This is a genomic window from Gellertiella sp. DMC107 (assembly GCF_056313605.1).
In genome coordinates, this window is sequence record NZ_JBQUZZ010000002.1 from 385183 (window position 1) to 405374 (window position 20192).

The 20192-nt window shown below is 65.1% G+C and carries 17 protein-coding genes; 5 read left to right on the plus strand and 12 right to left on the minus strand.

Going from position 1 to position 20192, the window contains the following annotated elements; translation table 11 throughout:
- Positions 1-13 precede the first annotated feature (13 nt).
- From ACT54B_RS07285 to ACT54B_RS07305, 5 genes are all read right to left on the minus strand, one after another.
- Positions 14-1672 carry a urocanate hydratase gene (locus ACT54B_RS07285; RefSeq protein WP_476043969.1) on the minus strand — a complete coding sequence of 553 codons (1659 nt, stop codon included), beginning with the start codon at positions 1670-1672 and terminating at the stop codon, positions 14-16.
- A gap of 12 nt (positions 1673-1684) precedes the next feature.
- Entirely contained in the window at positions 1685-2782 is a 1098-nt protein-coding gene (locus ACT54B_RS07290) for a DUF917 domain-containing protein (protein ID WP_476043970.1), read from the minus strand.
- Positions 2783-2798: 16 nt separating this feature from the next.
- Positions 2799-4043, minus strand: a complete 1245-nt coding sequence (locus ACT54B_RS07295; protein ID WP_476043971.1) for a Zn-dependent hydrolase — start codon at positions 4041-4043, stop codon at positions 2799-2801.
- Positions 4044-4401: 358 nt separating this feature from the next.
- A complete protein-coding gene (locus ACT54B_RS07300) occupies positions 4402-5775 on the minus strand; it encodes a dihydroorotase (protein ID WP_476043973.1) in 1374 nt (457 codons plus the stop codon).
- 12 nt (positions 5776-5787) lie between these two features.
- Positions 5788-7359 (minus strand): aromatic amino acid ammonia-lyase, encoded by a 1572-nt coding sequence (locus ACT54B_RS07305; RefSeq protein WP_476043974.1) that lies wholly within the window; start codon positions 7357-7359, stop codon positions 5788-5790.
- A gap of 135 nt (positions 7360-7494) precedes the next feature.
- Here ACT54B_RS07305 and ACT54B_RS07310 point away from each other — a divergent pair, with 135 nt between their 5' ends.
- Positions 7495-8613 carry a LysR family transcriptional regulator gene (locus ACT54B_RS07310; protein ID WP_476043976.1) on the plus strand — a complete coding sequence of 373 codons (1119 nt, stop codon included), beginning with the start codon at positions 7495-7497 and terminating at the stop codon, positions 8611-8613.
- A gap of 113 nt (positions 8614-8726) precedes the next feature.
- Here the strand turns inward: ACT54B_RS07310 and ubiB are convergent, their stop codons facing one another.
- Together ubiB and ubiE are read right to left on the minus strand one after the other, a co-directional pair.
- Complete coding sequence (gene ubiB, locus ACT54B_RS07315) at positions 8727-10301, minus strand: 2-polyprenylphenol 6-hydroxylase (RefSeq protein WP_476043977.1); 1575 nt, start codon at positions 10299-10301, stop codon at positions 8727-8729.
- Positions 10302-10305: 4 nt separating this feature from the next.
- Positions 10306-11082 (minus strand): bifunctional demethylmenaquinone methyltransferase/2-methoxy-6-polyprenyl-1,4-benzoquinol methylase UbiE, encoded by a 777-nt coding sequence (gene ubiE / locus ACT54B_RS07320; RefSeq protein ID WP_476043978.1) that lies wholly within the window; start codon positions 11080-11082, stop codon positions 10306-10308.
- A 159-nt stretch (positions 11083-11241) separates the two neighbouring features.
- Between ubiE and mutM the strand changes: the two genes are divergently transcribed.
- From mutM to dnaA, 3 genes are all read left to right on the plus strand, one after another.
- Complete coding sequence (gene mutM / locus ACT54B_RS07325; protein ID WP_476043979.1) at positions 11242-12132, plus strand: bifunctional DNA-formamidopyrimidine glycosylase/DNA-(apurinic or apyrimidinic site) lyase; 891 nt, start codon at positions 11242-11244, stop codon at positions 12130-12132.
- A gap of 214 nt (positions 12133-12346) precedes the next feature.
- Positions 12347-12613, plus strand: a complete 267-nt coding sequence (gene rpsT / locus ACT54B_RS07330; RefSeq protein WP_476043980.1) for a 30S ribosomal protein S20 — start codon at positions 12347-12349, stop codon at positions 12611-12613.
- Between the two features lie 935 nt (positions 12614-13548).
- The gene (dnaA, locus tag ACT54B_RS07335) at positions 13549-15105 is read left to right on the plus strand and encodes a chromosomal replication initiator protein DnaA (protein ID WP_476043981.1); all 1557 of its coding nucleotides are present in this window, start codon (positions 13549-13551) and stop codon (positions 15103-15105) included.
- Positions 15106-15163: 58 nt separating this feature from the next.
- Here dnaA and ACT54B_RS07340 read toward each other — a convergent pair whose 3' ends face one another.
- The 5 genes from ACT54B_RS07340 to rph all read right to left on the minus strand — a co-directional run bounded on the left by ACT54B_RS07340 (position 15164) and on the right by rph (position 18884).
- The gene (locus ACT54B_RS07340; protein WP_476043982.1) at positions 15164-15658 is read right to left on the minus strand and encodes a GNAT family N-acetyltransferase; all 495 of its coding nucleotides are present in this window, start codon (positions 15656-15658) and stop codon (positions 15164-15166) included.
- A 207-nt stretch (positions 15659-15865) separates the two neighbouring features.
- On the minus strand, positions 15866-17047 hold the full coding sequence (hemW, locus tag ACT54B_RS07345; RefSeq protein WP_476043983.1) for a radical SAM family heme chaperone HemW: 1182 nt from the start codon (positions 17045-17047) through the stop codon (positions 15866-15868).
- A 5-nt stretch (positions 17048-17052) separates the two neighbouring features.
- Positions 17053-17697, minus strand: a complete 645-nt coding sequence (gene rdgB / locus ACT54B_RS07350) for an RdgB/HAM1 family non-canonical purine NTP pyrophosphatase (RefSeq protein WP_476043984.1) — start codon at positions 17695-17697, stop codon at positions 17053-17055.
- A gap of 4 nt (positions 17698-17701) precedes the next feature.
- Positions 17702-18133 carry a VOC family protein gene (locus tag ACT54B_RS07355; protein WP_476043985.1) on the minus strand — a complete coding sequence of 144 codons (432 nt, stop codon included), beginning with the start codon at positions 18131-18133 and terminating at the stop codon, positions 17702-17704.
- Between the two features lie 34 nt (positions 18134-18167).
- Complete coding sequence (gene rph, locus ACT54B_RS07360) at positions 18168-18884, minus strand: ribonuclease PH (RefSeq protein ID WP_476043986.1); 717 nt, start codon at positions 18882-18884, stop codon at positions 18168-18170.
- A 170-nt stretch (positions 18885-19054) separates the two neighbouring features.
- On the opposite strand from rph, the gene hrcA reads away from it, so the two are divergent.
- A complete protein-coding gene (gene hrcA / locus ACT54B_RS07365) occupies positions 19055-20143 on the plus strand; it encodes a heat-inducible transcriptional repressor HrcA (RefSeq protein WP_476043987.1) in 1089 nt (362 codons plus the stop codon).
- Positions 20144-20192 lie beyond the last annotated feature (49 nt).

The window sequence follows — 20192 nt, forward strand, 5'->3', positions numbered from 1 at the left end:
CGTCATCGAAGGGTCAGAGGCGGATATAGGGCACGCCCTTCTTCTCCACCTCGTCGAGCGCCTCCTCATAGCCCGCATCCGCATAGCGGATGACGCCGAGCGTGGTGTCGTTGGTCATGGAATGATCGAGCCGTTCGTCCGCTTCCGGCGTGCCGTCGGCAATCACGGTCACGCCGCAGCTCGTCATGTAGCCCGCATAACCGCCGCCGCCGGAATGGACGACCACGAGATCGGCCATGGAGGCCGAGAGCATCATGGCATCGATCAGCGGCCAGTCGGCAATCGCATCCGAACCGTCCTTCATGCCCTCGGTCATGATGTTCGGATGGGCCATCGCGCCTGCATCGAGGTGATCGCGGGAGAAGGCGACAGGGCCCTTCAGGTCTCCGGAGGCGACCAGCGCATTGACGCGGCGGGCAAGCGCGGTGCGCTCCCCGTGGCCGAGCCAGGCGATGCGGGCGGGCAGGCCTTCGAAGGGAATGTTCTCGCGCGCGAGCTTTACCCAGTTGGTGACGATGTGGTTGTCGGGGAACATCTCGAGGAGCAGATCGTCGATCCGCGCAATGTCGCTTTCCTCGCCCGAAAGCGCCATCCAGCGATAGGGGCCGATGGCCCGGCAGAAGAGCGGGCGCAGATAGGCTTCGGTGAAGATCGGAATGTCGAAAGAATTCGTGACCCCGCCTTCGCGCGCCTGGGTGCGGATGAGATTGCCATTGTCGAAAACCTCCGCGCCCGCCTGCTGGAAGGCCAGCATGGCCTTCACATGATCGACGATGGAGGCGCGGCTTTCGGCCATCAGCTGTTCCGGGGCGTCCGTCCGCATCCGGCGGGCCTCCTCCAGCGTCCGCGTCTTCGGCACATAGCCATAGACGAGGTCATGGGCAGACGTCTGGTCGGTAACGATATCGGGCGTGATGCCCCGGGCGACGATCTCCGGATAGATCTCCGCCGCATTGCCGACGAGGCCGACGGAGAGCGCCTTGCCCGCCTTCACCGCGCCGTCGATCAGCGAAAGCGCGTGATCGAGATTGTCGGCGATCATGTCGAGATAGCCGATTTCCTTGCGCTTTGCCGCCCGGTCCGGATCGACGTCGACGCAGAGGATCGCGGCCTCCGCCATGCGGCCCGCAAGCGGCTGCGCGCCGCCCATGCCGCCGAGGCCGGCCGTCAGGATGAAACGCCCCTTCAGCGAGCCGCCGAAGCGCTTCTCGGCAATCCGCATGAAGATCTCGTAGGTGCCCTGGATCACGCCCTGGCTGCCGATATATTGCCATGCGCCGGCGGTGAGCCCGCCCCAGCAGATCAGCCCCTTCTTCTGCAGCTCGTAGAAGACCTCCGCCTTCGCCCATTGGCCCACCATGTTGCAATTGGCCATGATGACGAGCGGGGCCTTCGCATGGGTCTTCACGAGGCCGACCGGCTTGCCGGACTGGATCAGCAGCGTCTGGTCCTCGTCCATCTCAAGAAGCGTCTTGACGATGGCGGCATGGGACTTCCAGTCCCGCGCGGCCTTGCCGAGTGCGGCATAGACGATGAGATTGTCAGGGTCTTCCCCGACGGAAAGCACGTTTTCGAGAAGCCGCAGCAGCGCTTCCTGGCGCCAGCCCTTGGCGCGCAGCGCCGGGCCGCCGGGAACGGGGAAATTTGCGTGACGGGAGGGGCGGGCATTCATGGTCTTCTCTCCTCAGGCCTTGGCAGACAGGGCATAGCGGGCAATCTCGATGCCCATGGCCTTTTCGCAGACGGGGTAGACGCTCGGATCGAGCACGCTGGCGGAAAGCGGAATGATATCCATCGGCACATGCAGCACATGGATCGTCATGCCCTCCTTCAGCTGGCCGACGCTCAAGGGTTCGGCCTCTTCGGAAAGCGTGGTGATGACCGAGGGGAAGGTGGCAAGGCGGGTGCCATCCGCATCGTCGACGGCCATGTACTCGTTCATCACATGCAGCGTGCGGGCGGACGAACCGGAGCCGATCACCACGGTGCCGATGTCGAAGGCTTCCTTCGTGTAAACGACGTCCTTCTTCGTGATCACGCCGGAGGTGAGGATATGCCCGCCTGTCACCGTGCAGATCGCATCGATGACGGCGCTCGGCCCCTTCTTCTCGGCCGCGATGATCGCCTCGCCCAGCGTCAGCGCCATGGAAATGCCGCCGAGGGCCGCGTTCTTCTTGACGTAGGAGGCGCGCAAGGGGTTGCGGGCGGAGGCAATGAAGCCGCCGGACTGGTCGGAGGCCGCGCGGAGCACGGGGGATATCTTTGCCGTCGCGCCGCGCACCACGAGCTCGATATAGCGGTTCTCGTCGCGATTGCCGCCCGCCGCCGTCTGGATCATCTGTTCCGGCGAACCGGCCATGCCGATCGAGCCCATGTCGCCGGTCGGATGGGCGCGGATATCGCCCACCGCATCCACCACCTTCGTGCCGAGAATGGCGGAGGGCAGCCAGGCATTCAGCGTCGAGGACTTGCCGTTCTGGCCGATGATGAGGCCGGCGATCTTCTCGCCGAGCGCCTCCTGCAGCAGCGAGACGGCGCGGACATAATCGACGCCGCGCATTTCCCAGGGGGTGGTGGAGGCCGGCGCGCCGATGGCGGCAGCGGTTGCCACCCAGTCGTTTTCGTCAAGCTCGTCGATGGAGACGAGTTCCGGCTTGCCGATGGAAACGGCCGCATAACCCAGCATCCGGCCATGATCGGCCCAGCCGCCACCGCCCGCGGCATAGACGGAACCGCCCTTCACCGCCGCTTCCACATCCTTCTCGACCAGTATCCGTCCCATCTCTCCCCCCTTTGTCTCAAGCCTGTTTGTCGAGGGCGATCACCGCCTCGAAGAGCACTTCCGCGCCAAGCGCGATGGCATCGTTTTCCGTCCATTCCTCGGGCGCATGGCTGAGGCCGTCCTTGCTGGCGACGAAGATCATCGCCGCCGGCGCCTTGCGCGCCACCCAGGCGGCATCGTGTCCGGCGCCCGAGGCCAGCGGCCGGTGCGTCGCGCCGATCCGGTCACAGGCGCCGCGCAGGAGATCGAGCAGATTGGCATCGGACGGCACGGCGGCGTTATCGGAAATGATAACCGGTGCGGGCACGGCAACGCCTTCCGCACCATCCATGCGGGCGGCCTCCGCCTTCACCCAGGCGAGGAAGGCCTCCATGTCCGGCCGATGCTCGGCGCGGGCATCGATCAGCAGGCGCACCTTGGCGGGGACGACATTGGCCGCATTCGGCTCCATGCGGAATTCGCCGACGGTCGCGGCAAAATGGCGGGGCTGGCTGGCCAGAACACGGGCGGCCTCATCCACCTTCTGCACGAAGCGGGAGGCGGCCACCAGCGCATCGGCCCGCGCGCCCATCGGCGTCGTGCCCGCATGGCCCGGCTGGCCGTTGAAGGTCAGTTCGATGCGGGTGATGCCGGAGATCGCCCCGACAATGCCGATATCGATGCCCTCGCGCTCAAGCACCGGGCCCTGCTCGATATGGAGTTCGAGAAACCCCTTGATATCGGGGACGGTGAGCGTCCGGAGTGTGGCGGGATCGCCGCCCACCTCGCGGATCGCCTCGCCAAGCGTGCGCCCGCCTTCCACCCGCTCCAGCCATCCCTCCGGAAACTGGCCGGTCAGGCCCCGGCTGCCGACGCAGGAGACGCCGAAGGCGGAGACTTCTTCCGCGAGGAAATCGACAATCACCAGATCATGGTCCAGCTCGATGCCCCGCTCAGTGAGCGCCCGGGCCACTTCCAGCCCGACGACCACGCCGGCAATCCCGTCGAACCGGCCGCCATCCGGCACCGTGTCCGAATGGGAGCCGAGCATGATCGCCTTGCGGGAGGATTTGCCCTTGCGCAGGCCAAGCAGATTGCCGGCCGCATCGATCCGGGTTTCGAGACCGGCCTCCCGCATCCGCTTTTCGACAAGGGCGCGGCCTTCGAGGAAGAGCGGCGTGAAGGACCGGCGCGTCCAGGGGCGGCCGGGCTCGGTGATATCGGCGAGTTCGGCAATGTCGCGCTCGATGCGGGCGGCGTGGACGGAAAGATTGCGGTTCATCGATTCATGGCTCCGATGGAAGACTGACGCGTCCGCATCGCGGCGCGCTTGAGCATGGGGACCAGACCCCCACCCCTAACCCCTCCCCACAGGGGGGAGGGGGACTTTGGAGGCAGGCCGCTCATTCCTATCGCGAAGGTGCTTTCGGATTTATTGGTTGTACGCGGCGCCAGCCATTCCCCTCCCCCTTGTGGGGAGGGGTAAGGGGTGGGGGTCAGGCCGAAGGCCCGAGGCGGGAAAATATACCCGCCCCGAGATCGCATCGATGCGGGCTTTCGCGCCGGAGCGATACTTCCAGCCGCAATCGCTTGTGCGATCGGGGATTTCCGCCACCCGTTTGCCTGAAGATTTGAATCCATCACGCGCGCTCACCCTGCTTTACCGGCGGGCGGACGAAGCGGCCGGTGCCGGGCTTGGCGGTGACGCGGGTGCCGTCGAAGGCGAGGTTGCCGCGCAGCCAGGTGCCGGCGACCGTATAGGGAAGCCGGATTCCGTCATAGGGGCTCCAGTCCACCACGGTATGGCCGGATTGCGAGGCGGAATAGACCTTTTCCTCAGGCGTCAGCACGGTGATATCGGCGTCGCGTCCGACTTTCAGCGCGCCCTTGACGTGATCCAGGCGGAAATGTTTCGCCGGATTCTCCGCCATCAGCCGGGCTGCCCAGGTGAGCGAGATATCGCGCTCCAGCGCGCCCTTGACGAAGAGCGGGATCATCACTTCGAGACCCGGCACGCCGGAGGAATTGGCGAGCATGTCCGGGTTGGTCTTGCGGTTTTCCGACCAGGCCACATGATCGGTGGAAACCAGCCAGACGAGGCCGTTGCGCACCCGGTCCCAGACGGCTTCCACCTCCTTGCGGGGGCGCAAGGGCGGATTGATCTTCGCCTTGCCGCCGAGCCGGGCGACATCATGGTCCTCGTCGAGCGTCAGGTAATGGATGCAGCATTCGACGGTCGCCTCGAAGCCGTCGAGCCGGTAGGCGGCGGCAATGTCGTAGCCGCGCGCGAGCGAGCAATGCACCACATGGGCGGGGCAGCCGGTCTGCGCGCCCGTCTCGAAGATCGTGTGCATGGCGAGCAGCTCGGAAAGCGGCGGGCGCGAGAGGCCATGGGCGCGCCAATCGGTGATGCCGGAGGCCTTCACCCGGTCCATGTAGATCCGGACTGTCTCGTCATCCTCATTGTGGACGCCGGCGGTCAGCCCGGTCTTGGCGATTTCCGCAAAGGCATCCGCCAGCATTGGCGGGTGAATGCGCGGAAAGCGCTTCGGATCGGTCCCGAAGGTCGAGAACTTGAAGGCGGCAACGCCGGCTTCGGCCTGTTCGGCGATGCGGGCCGCCCCTTCCAGCGGGTCGATGGTGCCGTAGAGGGCGAAATCCACGCGGGCCTGCGGGCTCGCATGCTCGATCTTCCGTTGCACGGCAGCTGCCGAGCAGACGAGATCGCCTTCGTCATAGGGCATGTCGACGATGGTGGTGACGCCGCCGGCGGCCGCCGCATTGGTGGACCAGAGGAAATCCTCCTGGTTCTTCTGCGAGAGCGAGTGCACCTGCGCATCGATGGCGCCGGGAAGCACGAGGCCCGCGCCGAAATCCTGCCTTTCGCGGGCGGCGGGCGCCGGCCCTTCGCCCACATGGGCAATCAGCCCGTCGCTGACGGCCACATAGCCCTTCTCGATGATCCGGTCCGGCAGGATGACCTTGCCGGAGACTACGAGGTCGAAATCAGCCATGGGTTCTCCTCCTCAGGCCACGTGCCGGCGGCTGGCCTCGGTCGAGGCCGGCCCAAGCGCAAAGAAATCGTCCACCGCAGGCAGCGGCGACAGCTCGATCAGCCGCCCCATGAAGCTTTCCGAGGCGAGCTCCATCTCGATGGCCTCGATCTCGCAGGAGAGCGTCCGGTCGACGGTCAGGAAGGCGGCATGCTTGCGCACCACCCGGTAAAGCTCCGCCGCCATGCCTTCCGGCTTCATGCCGAGAATGTCGAGCGCCTGGGCGGCCAGCATGGCCTCGATGGCCGCCAGACGCTTCAGCGCCTCCATCTGCCGGTCGAGGCGGTCGATGACGAGCGGCAGGAAGGCCGCTTCGTCTTCCAGCCCGCCCGCCACAACAAGCGACTGGGCCGAAACCGGATTGGACATGGACAGCACGCGCGAGAAGATCTCGCCCGCCAGCTTGATCATCGGGCCGAAGCCGGTGGCAATCGCGCCCTTCGGCACCAGATTGACGGGCAGGTCCGCCCGCATGCCATTGCCGAGCAGGACGCAGCGGTTGAAGGCATTGCGCGCCGCATGGGCCATGCACAGCGCGGAGGATTCGAGCAGCAGCGTCACGTCGAGCGGGAGAGAGCCGCCCGAGGTCAGGATCTTGTCGCCGGCAATCACGGGATTGTCGTCGGGTCTGGCGGTGGCCGAGACGATGCGGAAACCCGATGCCATCAGGCTTTCGATGACCGCGCCGAACACCTGGGCGATCATGCGCACGCTCAAGGGATCCTGGATATTGGTGGTGACGCTCCACGCCCAGGGGCGCGAGGCTTCCAGCAGCCAGGCGCCGGTCTGGGCTTCGCGCGGCGTGCCGACGGCGGTCACCGCCTCCCAGGGCGTCCGCGAGGCGCCGAGCGCGCCGCAGGCCATCAGGCCGGTGGCGAGCAGAACCCGGATGGCGGACACCGTGCTGCGCACCGTCTCGGCCGCATTGGCAAAGCTCACCGCATTGACGCCGAGCGCCGCAAGGCCGTCGCGCGGGGCCATCACCAGCGGCTTCAGGCCCGCCGCCGCCAGTGCATCAGCGGCTTCCATGCGCCGCCCGCGATAGACCGCTTCGCCGTCCCCCACCAGCACCGCGCCGATCTGGCCCATGAGGCCGATATCGCCGCAGCCGATGGAACCGGTCTTGCGCACGACCGGAATGACGTCCTTGTCGAGGAGGGCAAGGAAGGCTTCCACCAGCGCCGGTGTGCAGCCCACATGGCCGGTCAGGGCGGTGTTCACCCGGATGGCCATGGCATTGCGGACGACCGATGTGGGGAAGGCCGGCCCCGTGCCGAAATGATGGGCGCGGACAAGGCCGAGATTGAAGGCATTGATCGCATCCGGCGACCATTCCACATCCTTCATCGCGCCGACACCCGTCGTCGCGCCATAAACGGGAACGCCCGCCGCAATCGCCTGCTCCAGCACCTGCCTCGAGGCGGAAACCCGTTCCATGCCTTCGCCGCTTGCGCGGACGGTGACCCGGCCCGTGCCGATATCCACCATCTTCGCAAAGCCGATGGGTTGCCCGTTCAGTTCCAGCGTCGCCGTTGCGCCCGTCATGCCATGCCCCTCGATAATGCTCGCCTCAGACTAGGCGAGTTTGCGGAAATGTGGCATATCCCAAAAAATGAACACATGATGCGGAAAGGTGCGTGAGCCCTGGATACGGTTTCGATCATCGTCGTGGATGCCCTCTTGACCGAACCCGGCGTCCGGGAAGCGGCACGGCGTCTCGGCCGCCCGCCCTCCACCGTGCTCGCCGCAATCCGCCGCACCGAGGAAGCGCTGGCGGTGCGCCTGTTCCAGCCGTCCGGAAACGGGTTGATGCGGACGCTCGACGGCGAGCGCCTCCAGCCGATCTTTGCCGCCCTGGCTGCGGAAACCGGCCGGCTTTTCGGGCAGACCGGCGGGAAGGTGCCCATGCTGGGGCTCGAAGCCCTGCACCGGGTGCTGACCGTGGCGCGCAAGGGCAGCATCCGCGCCGCTGCGCGCGAGCTGGGCATCGGCCAGCCGCAATTGACGCGCCAGATCGCCCATGTGGAGGCGAAGACCGGCTTCCCGCTCTTCCAGCGCAGCGCCGACGGAGCGCTGCCGACCGGGCCGGGGCTGGACTGGATCGACGCCGCCCGCCGCATCGAGGATCTCTGGCGGGAGGTTTCGGCCCGGTCGGGCGAGCGGTTCCGGCGGCTTGCCGCTACGGTCCGGGTGGGCTCGGTCTTTCCGCTGGGAGCCGAAAGCAGCATTGCCGGCCTGCTCGCCCGGCTCTCGGCGCAATGGCGGCTGCGCTATCCCCGCCAGCCGCTCTTCATCACCTCCATGATCGCGGAAGAATTGCTGAACGGTGTGCGGCGCGGCCTCTTCGATCTGGTCTTGCTGGACCTGGCCGCCCTGCCCGACGATCTGGATGGCCGGCTTCTCTCCACCTCGCCGCTGATGCTGGTGGCCGCCCGCGAGACCGCAGAGCGGGCCGGCGGCACGCTCGCCAACCTGTTGCTGACCTCGCCGCTTGCCCTGCCGAGCGCCCGCAGCGGGCTTCGCCAGATCATCGACCGCATGCTGGAAACGGCGGATTTCGCCGCCTGGCGGGGCAGTGTCGACCCCGTCGAGGTGGACAGCATTCCCGTCATCCTGCGCATGGTGGAAGATCACGGCTTCGTCGCCATCCTGCCGGCGGCCTCGCTGCCCCAGCGCAACGAAAGGCTTGCCGCCCTTCCTTTGCCGGGACAGTGGGACATGCCGCTCTATGCGGCCTGGCCGAAGGGCAGGGGGGATGCGGGGCTCGTCAATCGCGTTCTGTCGCTGGCGCGGGTCTAGATCCCGTCCGGCTCACTCCGGTTCGCCTGACCCGCTCCAACTCTTTGTCTGGAGGCATTTCCGGACGGAAAATCGGATCCGCACTTTTCCTGGAAATGCTCTCGCGCCCGCCCTCAGTGGATCTGCCAGGCGATATAGAGAAGCGTGGCGGCAATGACCCAGAGCGCGATGCGCCCGGACCGGCTGTGCCGGGCTTCGGCCTCGCCGATCTCCTCCGCCGTCTTGCGGTCGAAGCGCAGGCCGTGCTCGCTCATATGCATGAGATCCGCATGCAGCTTCTCGGTTTTTGCGGCGATCTCCGGGGCGGCTTCCGCAAGCTTCAGCGCGGCACGGAGCCCATCCTTCAGGTCGGTCACGATGCGTTTCGGCCCGAGATTGTCGCGGATCCAGCCGCCGACGACCGGTTCGGAGGCCTTCCACATGTTGAAGCGCGGATTGAGCATGCGCGCCACGCCCTCCACCACCACCATGGTCTTCTGCAGCATGACCAGTTCCGGTCGGGTCTCCATGTCGAAAAGTTCGGTAACCTCGAACAGCAGCGTCAGCAGCTTGCCCATGGAAATGGTTTCGGCCGGCTGGCCGTGGATCGGCTCGCCGATGGCGCGGATCGCCTGGGCGAAGCTCGACACGTCATGGTGCTGCGGCACGTAGCCCGCCTCGAAATGCACCTCCGCCACCCGGCGATAGTCGCGGGTGATGAAGCCGTAGAGGATCTCGGCGAGGAAGCGGCGCTCCTTCTTGCCGAGCCGGCCGACGATGCCCATGTCGACCGCGACGATCATGCCGGCGGGATCGACGAAGAGATTGCCGGGATGCATGTCCGCATGGAAGAAGCCGTCCCGCAGCGTGTGGCGCAGGAACGACTGGATCAGCGTATCGGCCAGTCCGTTGAGATCGTGGCCGGCGGCCTTCAGCGCCTCCACATCCGACATCTTGATGCCGTCGATCCACTCCATGGTGATGACGTCGCGCCCGGTGCGCTCCCAGTCCACGGTCGGCACCCGGAAGCCGGGATCGTCGCGGGTATTTTCCGCGATTTCCGAAAGGGCGGCGGCCTCCAGCCGCAGGTCCATCTCGATCCGCGTCGTTTGTTCCAGCGTGCGGGTGACTTCCGTGGGCTTCAGCCGCCGATGGGACGGAATGAATTTTTCCTGCAGCCGCGAGACCAGATACATGGCCTCGAGATCCCGGGCGAAGCGCTGGCGCACGCCCGGACGGGCGACCTTGACGGCCACTTTCTTCGGGCCCGACGGGGTGACGATCTCGGCGGGATGCACCTGGGCGATGGAGGCTGCGGCAATCGGCGCCTCGAAACGGCTGTAGAGGTGATCGAGCGGCCGCCCCAGCGAGCCCTCGACTGCGGCCCGCGCCGCACCCTCCGGGAAGAAGGCCATGCGGTCCTGCAACTTGGCGAGGTCGTTGGCGAGCTCGACCCCCACCACGTCGGGACGGGTGGCGAGGAATTGGCCGATCTTCACATAAGACGGACCCAGCCGTTCGACGGCCCGCGCAACCCGGTCGCTGCGGTCGGCGCCGGTCGCCTGGCGGCGGGCAAGGGGCGCGAGCAGCCGCTTGGCGAGCCGAAGCGGCGGGGGCATATCCTCATCCGGCAGGCTGCCGAGCACGCCCTCGCGCACCAGCACGTAACCCACCCTCAGGATGCGGAAATAGGCAGCCGGTGTGCTCATCCGGTCAGATCTTCCAGCCGGAATGCAGCGCGGCAATGCCGCCGGTATAATTGGTATAGCTCACGCGGGAAAAGCCGGCGTCGCGGATCATGGTCGCGAAATCGTCCTGGTTCGGGAACTTGCGGATCGATTCCACCAGATACTGATAGGGCTCCGCATCGCCGGTGATCATCTTGCCGAAGCGCGGGATCGCCTTGAACGACCACTGTTCGTAGAACGTGTCGAGAAGCGGCATGGTCACTTCGGAGAATTCCAGCACCAGCAGGCGGCCACCGCGCTTGAGAACGCGGAAGGCTTCCTTCAGCGCCACGTCGATGCGCGGCACGTTGCGGATGCCGAAGGCGATCGTATAGGCGTCGAATGAGCCGGATTCGAACGGCAGCTCTTCCGCATTGGCCTCGACGAAGGTGAGATTGTCGGTGAGCCCCTTTTTGGCCGCCCGCTCTTCGCCCACGCCCAGCATGGAGCCGTTGATGTCGAGCACGGTGGCATGGGCCAGCCGGTTCGAGGCCTCGACGATGCGGAAGGCGATGTCGCCCGTGCCGCCGGCCACGTCCAGCACCCGGTAGTCGGGTGACTTGCGCGGGTTGAGGGCCGCAATCATTGCATCTTTCCAGACCCGGTGCAGCCCGGCCGACATCACGTCGTTCATGATGTCGTAGCGCTTGGCGACCTTGTGGAACACGTCATTGACGAGCGGCTGCTTCTCGCCTTCTGCCACGTCGCGGAACCCGTAGGAGGTTGCCATTCCGCCCGTGGCGGAGGTGCGCTGTTCACCCATCCGAATACTCCCGTAACAAATTGGACTTGCCCGCCGGACGGCGGAACCATATCGAAAAGACCGCGCGGACGCCATCGGATGTGCACGGCGAGGCTGCGGCATGCTGGCGCTGGTCTATAGACCGGATTGCCCGAGGTTGAAACAGGAAGATGGATCGCGATGCCAGAATTGCCAGAAGTGGAGACCGTCCGGCGCGGACTTGAGCCGGTCATGGCCGATGCCCGGATCGGCCGGCTGGAGCTGCGCCGCCCGGACCTGCGCTTTCCCCTGCCGGAGGCGCTGGCCGAACGGGTCGAGGGCCGCCGCATCCTCGGTCTTGCCCGGCGGGCCAAATATCTGCTGATCGATCTCGACGACGGCTGGACCATCCTCGCCCATCTCGGCATGTCCGGCTCCTTCCGCATCGAGGAAGGCGAGGCGGCGGAAACGCCCGGCGCGTTTCACCATGCCCGGTCGAAGGATGAGAAGCACGATCACGTCGTCTTCCATCTGGAGACGGGGGCCGGCCCGCGCCGCGTCATCTATAATGATCCCCGCCGCTTCGGCTTCATCGATCTCTTCGAGCGGCGGGAGATGGACAGCCACCCCTCGTTCCGCGGCCTCGGCCCGGAACCGCTCGGCAACAGCCTCGATGCGGACGATCTCGCCCGCCGCATGGCGGGCAAGAGCCAGCCGCTCAAATCCGCGCTCCTCGACCAGCGCCTGATCGCCGGTCTCGGCAATATCTATGTGTGCGAGGCGCTGTGGCGCGCCCATCTTTCGCCGCTGCGGTCCGCCGGAACGCTGGTCACGGCCGCCGGCCGGCCGGGGCAGAGGCTCGTGGACCTCACCGAGGCCATCCGCGCCGTCATTGCCGATGCGATCGAGGCCGGCGGCTCGTCCCTGCGCGACCATATCCAGACGGACGGGTCGCTCGGCTACTTCCAGCATCGTTTCGCCGTCTATGACCGGGAGGGCGAGCCCTGCCGCACCGAAGGCTGCGGCGGCACCGTCAGCCGGATCGTGCAGGCGGGCCGCTCCACCTTCTATTGCGAGACCTGCCAGAAATAGAGGACGGGCCTGGGGAAAGTGTCGTCACGCCCCTCGCTTTGGCGACATTCCGGCAAAATCCGCGTTGACGTCCCTGCGCTTTCCCGCTATATGCCCGCCCACAGAAAGGAAATCCGGTCTGGGTTTCCGCTATTGCTCCCGAAAAGCTGTGCGAAGAGGTCGCTTGAGACCGCGGCTTGAGCGGAGTTTGGTTCGAATTCGAAGAGAGGCATACATGGCCAATACCACTTCGGCGAAGAAGGCGACCCGCAAGATCGCTCGCCGCACTGCAGTCAACAAGGCACGCCGTTCGCGCATCCGTTCCTTCATCCGCAAGGTTGAAGAAGCCATCGCTTCCGGTGACGCCGCTGTCGCGAAGGCCGCCCTGCAGGCTGCCCAGCCCGAGCTGATGCGCGCCGCAACCAAGGGTGTTATGCACTCCAACACTGCATCCCGTAAGGTTTCGCGCCTTGCCAGCCGTGTAAAGGCCCTCTCGGCCTGATGTGACCCCGTCACAATCTGACACAATTCAAGCCCGGCCTCTGGCCGGGTTTTTGTGATTCATGATTTCGCATCTGCGTAAATTGGCCTTTGCCAGACTTCTTCATGTCAGCCGAATGACATGAAAAACTATTTGTTATCAATGAATTATTGGGGGTCATCTGTGAATTGGGCGCTTGTTGCCCATCCCGGTGACACCAAGGCAGAGTCAAGTCATTTTTTTGTTTTTTTCTTTTTCGGGCCTCTCGCAGACCGACAAAATCGAATCCCCTTGATTCACTTAAGATTCTTTTTTGAGGGCCGGCTTCGATGCGAAAAGCGCCGCAAGAGTCAATGGCCTCCTTACTTTTGCGCGCAAAAATCATCGTTGATCTTGCAATTTGATCCTGCGTAAATGGTTTCCAGCAAGAGGGCGCGGACGGCCCGGATACCTGTAGGATTTCGCTACAGGAGATCAGGTTCGGTCCCTCAGCTCCTTGTCACGGAACAGTCTGTTCCGTTTTTTCAGAAAGCGTCAGGGCTCATGAGCTGGATTCCATCCGGATTCCTTCGCGGGGAACCTTGCGCTAAAAAGAATGCTTTTCGGCCAAGGCACGGAAAGAGGAGTAGGGCAAGCAAGACGCCGACGAGGATGGCGTCGACAATGAGACCGGATTGATCCGGCAGGGAAAGGACATGTTCCAATCTCTATAGGCGTTAGGGAAAAGGCTCGCACCTGTGGCATGGCTCGGAAGGTCTGACCTTCTGGCCGGTGGCGGTTCCGGCGGATGGCTCGAGGTCATCCGGCAGGCGGAATCGGCAGGCAAGGCTGCATGCGGTCTTCACGAAGCGCAAGGGAATCGGGTTTCTCCATCCTGCGGAGGATGAGGATCCGGTTCACGGGAACATGCCCGGCGATTTTCGCAGGGAAGAACTTGGAATTTGGAAGGCGGCGAAATGCAAATGAATGTAAGATCCTCCGACGCATTGGGTTATGGGGACCATGCGGCCGGTAACGGTGCAGAAGGTGCCGGTGCTGCGATGAATGAAACAGGTGCGGGCCATTCCGTTCTTTTCGAACGGGTCAGTGCCCGGCTGAAGGCCCAGGTGGGGCCGGATGTCTATGCCAGCTGGTTTGCCCGGCTGAAGCTGCATTCCGTTTCGAAGAGTGTCGTGCGGCTGACGGTGCCGACGACATTCCTGAAATCCTGGATCAACAACCGTTATCTCGATCTCATCACCAGCCTGTTTCAGGCAGAGGACGCGGAAATCCTGAAGGTGGAAATCCTGGTCCGGACCGCAACGCGGACCGTACGCCCCTCTGCCCCGGAAGAGCAGCCCTCCCATCACGCACCCGCGCCGGCGGCTCAGCCCGTCCAGCGTCGGGCCCAGCCCCAGCAGGCCGGGCAGGTGGCGAGCGCGGCCGTCCAGACGGCGCGTCCGGCAGGCCAGCCCTCGGCGGCCTCGCCGCTCTTCGGTTCGCCGCTCGATCCGCGCTACACCTTCGACACCTTTATCGAAGGTGCCTCGAACCGCGTGGCGCTGGCGGCCGCCAAGACGATTGCCGAAGCCGGTGCGAGCGCCGTGCGCTTCAACCCGCTCTTCGTTCACTCGACCGTCGGCCTCGGCAAGACGCATCTGCTGCAGGCAATTGCCAATGCGGCCGTCCAGAGCCCGCGCGCACCCCGCGTGGTCTATCTGACCGCCGAATATTTCATGTGGCGCTTCGCAACCGCGATCCGCGACAATGATGCCCTGACGCTGAAGGACTCGCTCCGCCACATCGATCTGCTCATCATCGACGACATGCAGTTCCTGCAGGGCAAGATGATCCAGCACGAATTCTGCCACCTGCTGAACATGCTGCTCGACAGCGCCAAGCAGGTCGTCGTTGCGGCCGACCGCGCCCCCTGGGAGCTGGAATCGCTCGATCCCCGCGTGCGCTCGCGCCTGCAGGGCGGCGTTGCCATCGAAATGGAAGCGCCGGACTACGACATGCGTCTCGACATGCTGGTCTGCCGCCTTCAGGCCGCGCGCCAGGAAGATCCGGGCCTCGATATCCCCATGGAAATTCTCGCCCATGTGGCCCGCAACGTGACGGCGTCCGGCCGTGAGCTGGAAGGCGCCTTCAACCAGCTCGTCTTCCGCCGCTCCTTCGAGCCCAATCTGTCCATCGAGCGGGTCGACGAACTGCTCAGCCATCTGGTCGGTTCCGGCGAACCGAAGCGCGTGCGCATCGAGGACATCCAGCGCATCGTCGCCCGGCACTACAACGTGTCGCGGCAGGAGCTGGTCTCCAACCGCCGCACCCGCGTGATCGTGAAGCCGCGCCAGATCGCCATGTATCTGTCCAAGACGCTGACGCCGCGCTCCTTCCCCGAAATCGGCCGCCGCTTCGGCGGGCGCGATCACACCACCGTGCTGCATGCGGTGCGCAAGATCGAGGAGCTGATCTCCGAGGACAACAAGCTGAGCCACGAGATCGAGCTTTTGAAGCGTCTGATCAACGAATAGGCCAATCCTCCTTGCAGGATGGACAAGGCGGGGCTGACAAGGCCCCGCCATTTTCGTTTCAGGGGCGGATGCGGGCCATGGCCAGCGCATCCGCATAGCGCCCCGCCTGAAAGGCGAAATCGGTGAGCCGACCCTCCTCCACGAAGCCGAACTTGCGGTAGAGGCCGATGGCCGGCGCATTGTCCGCAAAGACGGTCAGTTCCAGCCGGCGCAGATTGAGCCAGTCGTCGGCGGTTTCGATCAGGGCCGCGAGGAGGGCGCTGCCGATGCCGCGCCCGCGGTGGCGGTCGTCGACGCCCATGCCGATTTCGCCCACATGGGACCGTCGCCCGTCGAAGCGGCGCAAACCTCCGTTGCCGACCACCTCTCCCTTCACTTCGGCCACCAGCAGCACCTGCGCGGGATCGGGCGCCTGAAGCCGTGCCTTGACGCTTTCGAAGGCCGGATAGGGCAGGCGAAGGGTGCCATGCCGGTAACCCGGCTGGCCTTGCAGCCGCCACAGGCTTTCCGCATCCTCCAGACGGGCGGCACGGATGAGAATATCGTCGGTCATGAAAAATGCTCCTGTTTCAAAGAACCGGGAGCGTGATCGTCAGCCCTCTCTCCCGGTCGCTGCCGGATGGAGGGCGTCGTCTGTTGCTCAGGCCACAGGCATGCCACTCCACCCGCAGGGGTGAAGCATGGACACGGTGAGCGTGAGACGAGTACGGTTGATCATGGCCGGAAAGCTAGCAGCCTTTTCCCGAAAGGCAAGGGCCGCTCAGCAGGCGAGATCGGCCACGACGGAATCGAGTATGAGCATGCCCGAGGGCGTGCAGCGCAGCCGCGAATTGCCGAGGCGCTCGATAAAGCCGTGGGAAATCAGGAAGGCCTCCCGGTCCGGATCGGGCTCGCGGCCGGAAAGCTCCTGCCAGCGCACGAGATCGATGCCCTCCTTGAGGCGGAGCCCCATCAGCAGAAGCTCGTCCGCCTGCTCGTCATAGCCGAGCCGTTCCTGGTCGATCATGCCATGGCCCTGTTCCTCGACGAGGCCAAGCCAGGTTTCCGGATGCCGTTCGGTCGCGGTCGCAATCTTGTCGCGACCCACGGAAATGCGCCCATGCGCGCCGGGGCCGATCCCCACATAATCGCCATAGCGCCAGTAGGTGAGGTTGTGCCGGCTTTCCGCACCGGGCCGCGCATGGTTGGACACTTCATAGGCGGGAAGGCCGTGGGCCGCGGTGATCTCCTGCGTCGCCTCGTAGAGGAGGGCCGATTCCTCGCCATCGGGCAGGGTGAACTTCTTCGCCTTGTGCAGGCCGAAGAAGGGCGTGCCCTCCTCGATCGTCAGCTGGTAGAGCGAGAGATGGTCGACCGCATAGGAAATGGCCTGCTTCAGCTCCGCTTCCCAGGCGGCCACCGTCTGGCCGGGCCGGGCATAGATGAGATCGAAGGACATGCGCGGGAAAATCTCCCGCGCCAGCCGGATCGCGCCCAGCGCCTGCTCCACGTCATGCAGCCGGCCGAGGAATTTCAGGTCCGCATCGTTCAGCGCCTGCACGCCGAGCGACAGCCGGTTGACGCCTGCCGCCCGGTAGCCCCGGAAGCGGTCCGCCTCGACGCTCGACGGGTTGGCTTCCATGGTGATCTCGATGCCGTGCGGCACGTGCCAGTGACGGGCAATGCCCTCCAGAATGGCGCCCACCGTTTCCGGCAGCATCAGCGAGGGCGTGCCGCCGCCCATGAAAATGCTGGTGACGGTGCGCTGGCCGGTCATGGCGCGCATGGTCTGCATTTCCTTCAGGAAGGCGGCCACGAAACGCGGCTGGTCCACGGGCTGGTGGCGCACATGGCTGTTGAAATCGCAATAGGGGCACTTGGCCGCGCAGAAGGGCCAGTGCACGTAAAGGCCGAAACCCGGCTCGCCCGTGTCAGGAAGCAGCATCGGGATGGGCTCGGTCATGGGCATCAGCCTTCCAGGCAGGTTTCGACGAAAAGCTTGAAGGCCCGCGCCCGGTGCGACAGCGCCTCCGCATCGCCGGGCTTCCAGCCATGCTTCTCCTCGGCGGTCATCTCGCCGAAGGTGCGTTCATGGCCTGCCGGCTGGAAAATGGGATCATAGCCGAAGCCGGCCGTTCCGCGCGGCGGCCAGACGACCGTGCCCTCCACCTCGCCGCGAAAGATCTCCGTATGCCCGTCGGGCCAGGCGAGACACAGCACGCTCACGAAGCGGCAGCCGCGCTGCTCGGGCCGGGTCGCGCCCTTGTCCACAAGCGCGGCTTCCACCTTTTCCATCGCCATCGCGAAATCGCGCGTGCCGTCTTCCTTTTCCGCCCAGTTGGCGGTGTAGACGCCCGGCGCGCCGTCGAGCGCATCGATGGCAATCCCGCTGTCGTCGGAAAGCGCAGGCATCCCGGCAGCCATGGCGGAGGCAAGCGCCTTGATCCGGGCGTTTTCCTCGAAGGTGGTGCCGGTTTCATCCGGCTCGATGAAATTCAGTTCCGCTGCAGACCTGGCCGAAAAGCCGAAAGGGCCGATCAGGTCGGCAATCTCGCGGATCTTGCCCTGATTGTGGCTGGCGACCACGATCGTCTTGGTGTCGAGCTTGCGCATCGGGTCACGTCCTTGTGTCGAGCCCCCAAAGGGCGGGTTCGGAAAGTTCCAGGCTGTTGCCGGCGGGGTCGCGGAAATAGAGCGAGCGGGCCTCGCTGCCCGGCCAGCGGAAATCCGCCTCCACCGCCACGCCGGCCGCTTCGAGCCGCGCGGCCATGGCATCCATCCGCTCGGGCGAGACCCGGAAGCAGGCATGCCCCGGGCCGCGAGCGCCATGGGCCGGCACCGGCAAGGCGCCGGGTCCGGCGGCTTTTTCCGTTTCGTCCGGATTGAAGATCAGGAGGATCGACCCGCCGAGTGAGAAGAAAATATGGCGGTTGCCCGCCCTCGTCACGGTCTTCAGCCCCAGCACCGTCCCGTAGAAGGCCTCGGCGCGGTCGATGTCGTCGACATAGAGCGCGGTTTCGAGAATGCCTTCTATGGGTGAATGGTTCATCGGGTCACTCCCCAATCCGGTCGAGGCCGGCGGCTCAGCCGATCGTCTGCTTCTGCAGCGCGACGAGATCGGCAATACCGTTGCGGGCAAGGCCGAGAAGGGTGAGGAATTCCTCCTGGCTGAAGGGCGTGCCTTCGGCGGTGCCCTGGATTTCCACGATGCCGCCCTTGCCGGTCATGACGAAATTGGCGTCGGTTTCGGCGGCGCTGTCTTCCAGATAGTCGAGATCGATGACCGGCTGGCTGGCGAAGATGCCGCAGGAAATCGCGGCCACATGGTCCTTCAGCACCTTTTCCACCTTCACCATGCCCCGGGCTTCCATCCACTTCAGGCAGTCGTGAAGGGCAATCCAGGCGCCGGTGATCGAGGCCGTGCGCGTGCCGCCATCGGCCTGGATGACATCGCAGTCGATGGAAATCTGCCGTTCGCCAAGGGCCTCCAGATCGACCACGGCGCGCAGGCTGCGGCCGATGAGACGCTGGATTTCCTGGGTGCGGCCGCTCTGCTTGCCGCTCGAAGCCTCGCGGCGCATGCGCTCGCCGGTGGCGCGCGGCAGCATGCCGTATTCGGCGGTGACCCAGCCCTTGCCGCTGTTGCGCAGCCATGGCGGCGTCTTGTCCTCAAGGCTTGCGGTGCACAGCACGTGCGTATCGCCGAACTTGACGAGGCACGAGCCTTCCGCATGCTTGGAGAAGTTGCGCTCGAAGCTGACAGCGCGCATGGCGTCGGTTTTTCTGCCGGAAGGCCGCATGAATGACTCCTGATAATCTGGTTCCCGCGTCTTAAGGCCCCCCTCCGCATTTTGCAAAAGGATTTCATGGGAGAGGCAGGGCCCTTCTGATTTGCAAGGCTTTTTCCTTTTGCCAAGCCGCAAGGCTCTATTATATTCATGCAAGGACAACAGGCTTTTCTGGGAGGACCATGGGTCTGGCGACGCACAGGGGCATAGAAGCGGCAGCGCAGCTGGACGACCGGTCTCGGGAAATCTTCCGCCGGATCGTGGAGGGCTATCTGGAAACGGGCGAGCCGCTGGGTTCGCGCAGCCTGTCGCGGCTCCTGCCCATGTCCCTGTCCCCCGCTTCCGTGCGCAATGTCATGAGCGATCTGGAGGAGCTTGGCCTGATTTATTCCCCGCATATCAGCGCCGGGCGGTTGCCGACCCAATCGGGGCTGCGCTTTTTCGTCGATGCCTTCATGCAGGTGAGCGATCTGTCCGGGGAGGAGCGCGCCAATATCGACCGGCAGATCCGTTCGAACGACCGGGACAAGCCGGTGGAAACCATGATGTCGGAGGCCAGCCGGATATTGTCGGGGATTTCCGGCGGGGCGGGCCTGGTCATCACCGCCAAGAACGATCCCGTGCTCAAGCATGTGGAATTCATCCGGCTGGAGCCCACGAAGGCGCTTGCCGTGCTGGTGGGCGAGCATGACCAGGTGGAAAACCGTATCATCGAGCTGCCCGCCGGCACGACCGCCTCGCAGCTGACGGAGGCGGCCAATTTCATCAATGCCCACATGACCGGGCAGACGCTCGCCGACCTTCGCCGGCAGATCGAGAACCTCAGAAGCGCGGTCCGCAACGAACTGGATACGCTGTCCCAGAGCCTCGTGGAGCGCGGCCTGGCCGTCTGGTCCGGCGGCTTCGACGACGACAAGCCGACCCAGCTGATCGTGCGCGGGCGTGCCAACCTGCTGGAGGGCGTGGCGGGGGCCGAGGATATCGTCCGGCTGCGCATGCTCTTCGACGATCTCGAGAAGAAGGACAGCCTGATCGAAATCCTCAATCTCGCGGAGACGGGCTCGGGCGTGCGCATCTTCATCGGATCGGAAAACAAGCTTTTCTCCCTGTCCGGTTCGTCGCTGATCGTCGCGCCCTATCGCGACAGTGAGGATCGGGTTGTGGGGGCCGTCGGCGTGATCGGGCCGACCCGGCTCAACTACTCGCGCATCGTGCCGATGGTGGATTATACCGCGCAGGTGCTGGCCAATCTCTCCCGCAAGACGATCTGAAGGACCGGTTGGCTTGCCTGTGCGTCCCGTCTGAAAAGCGCCGGGAAGC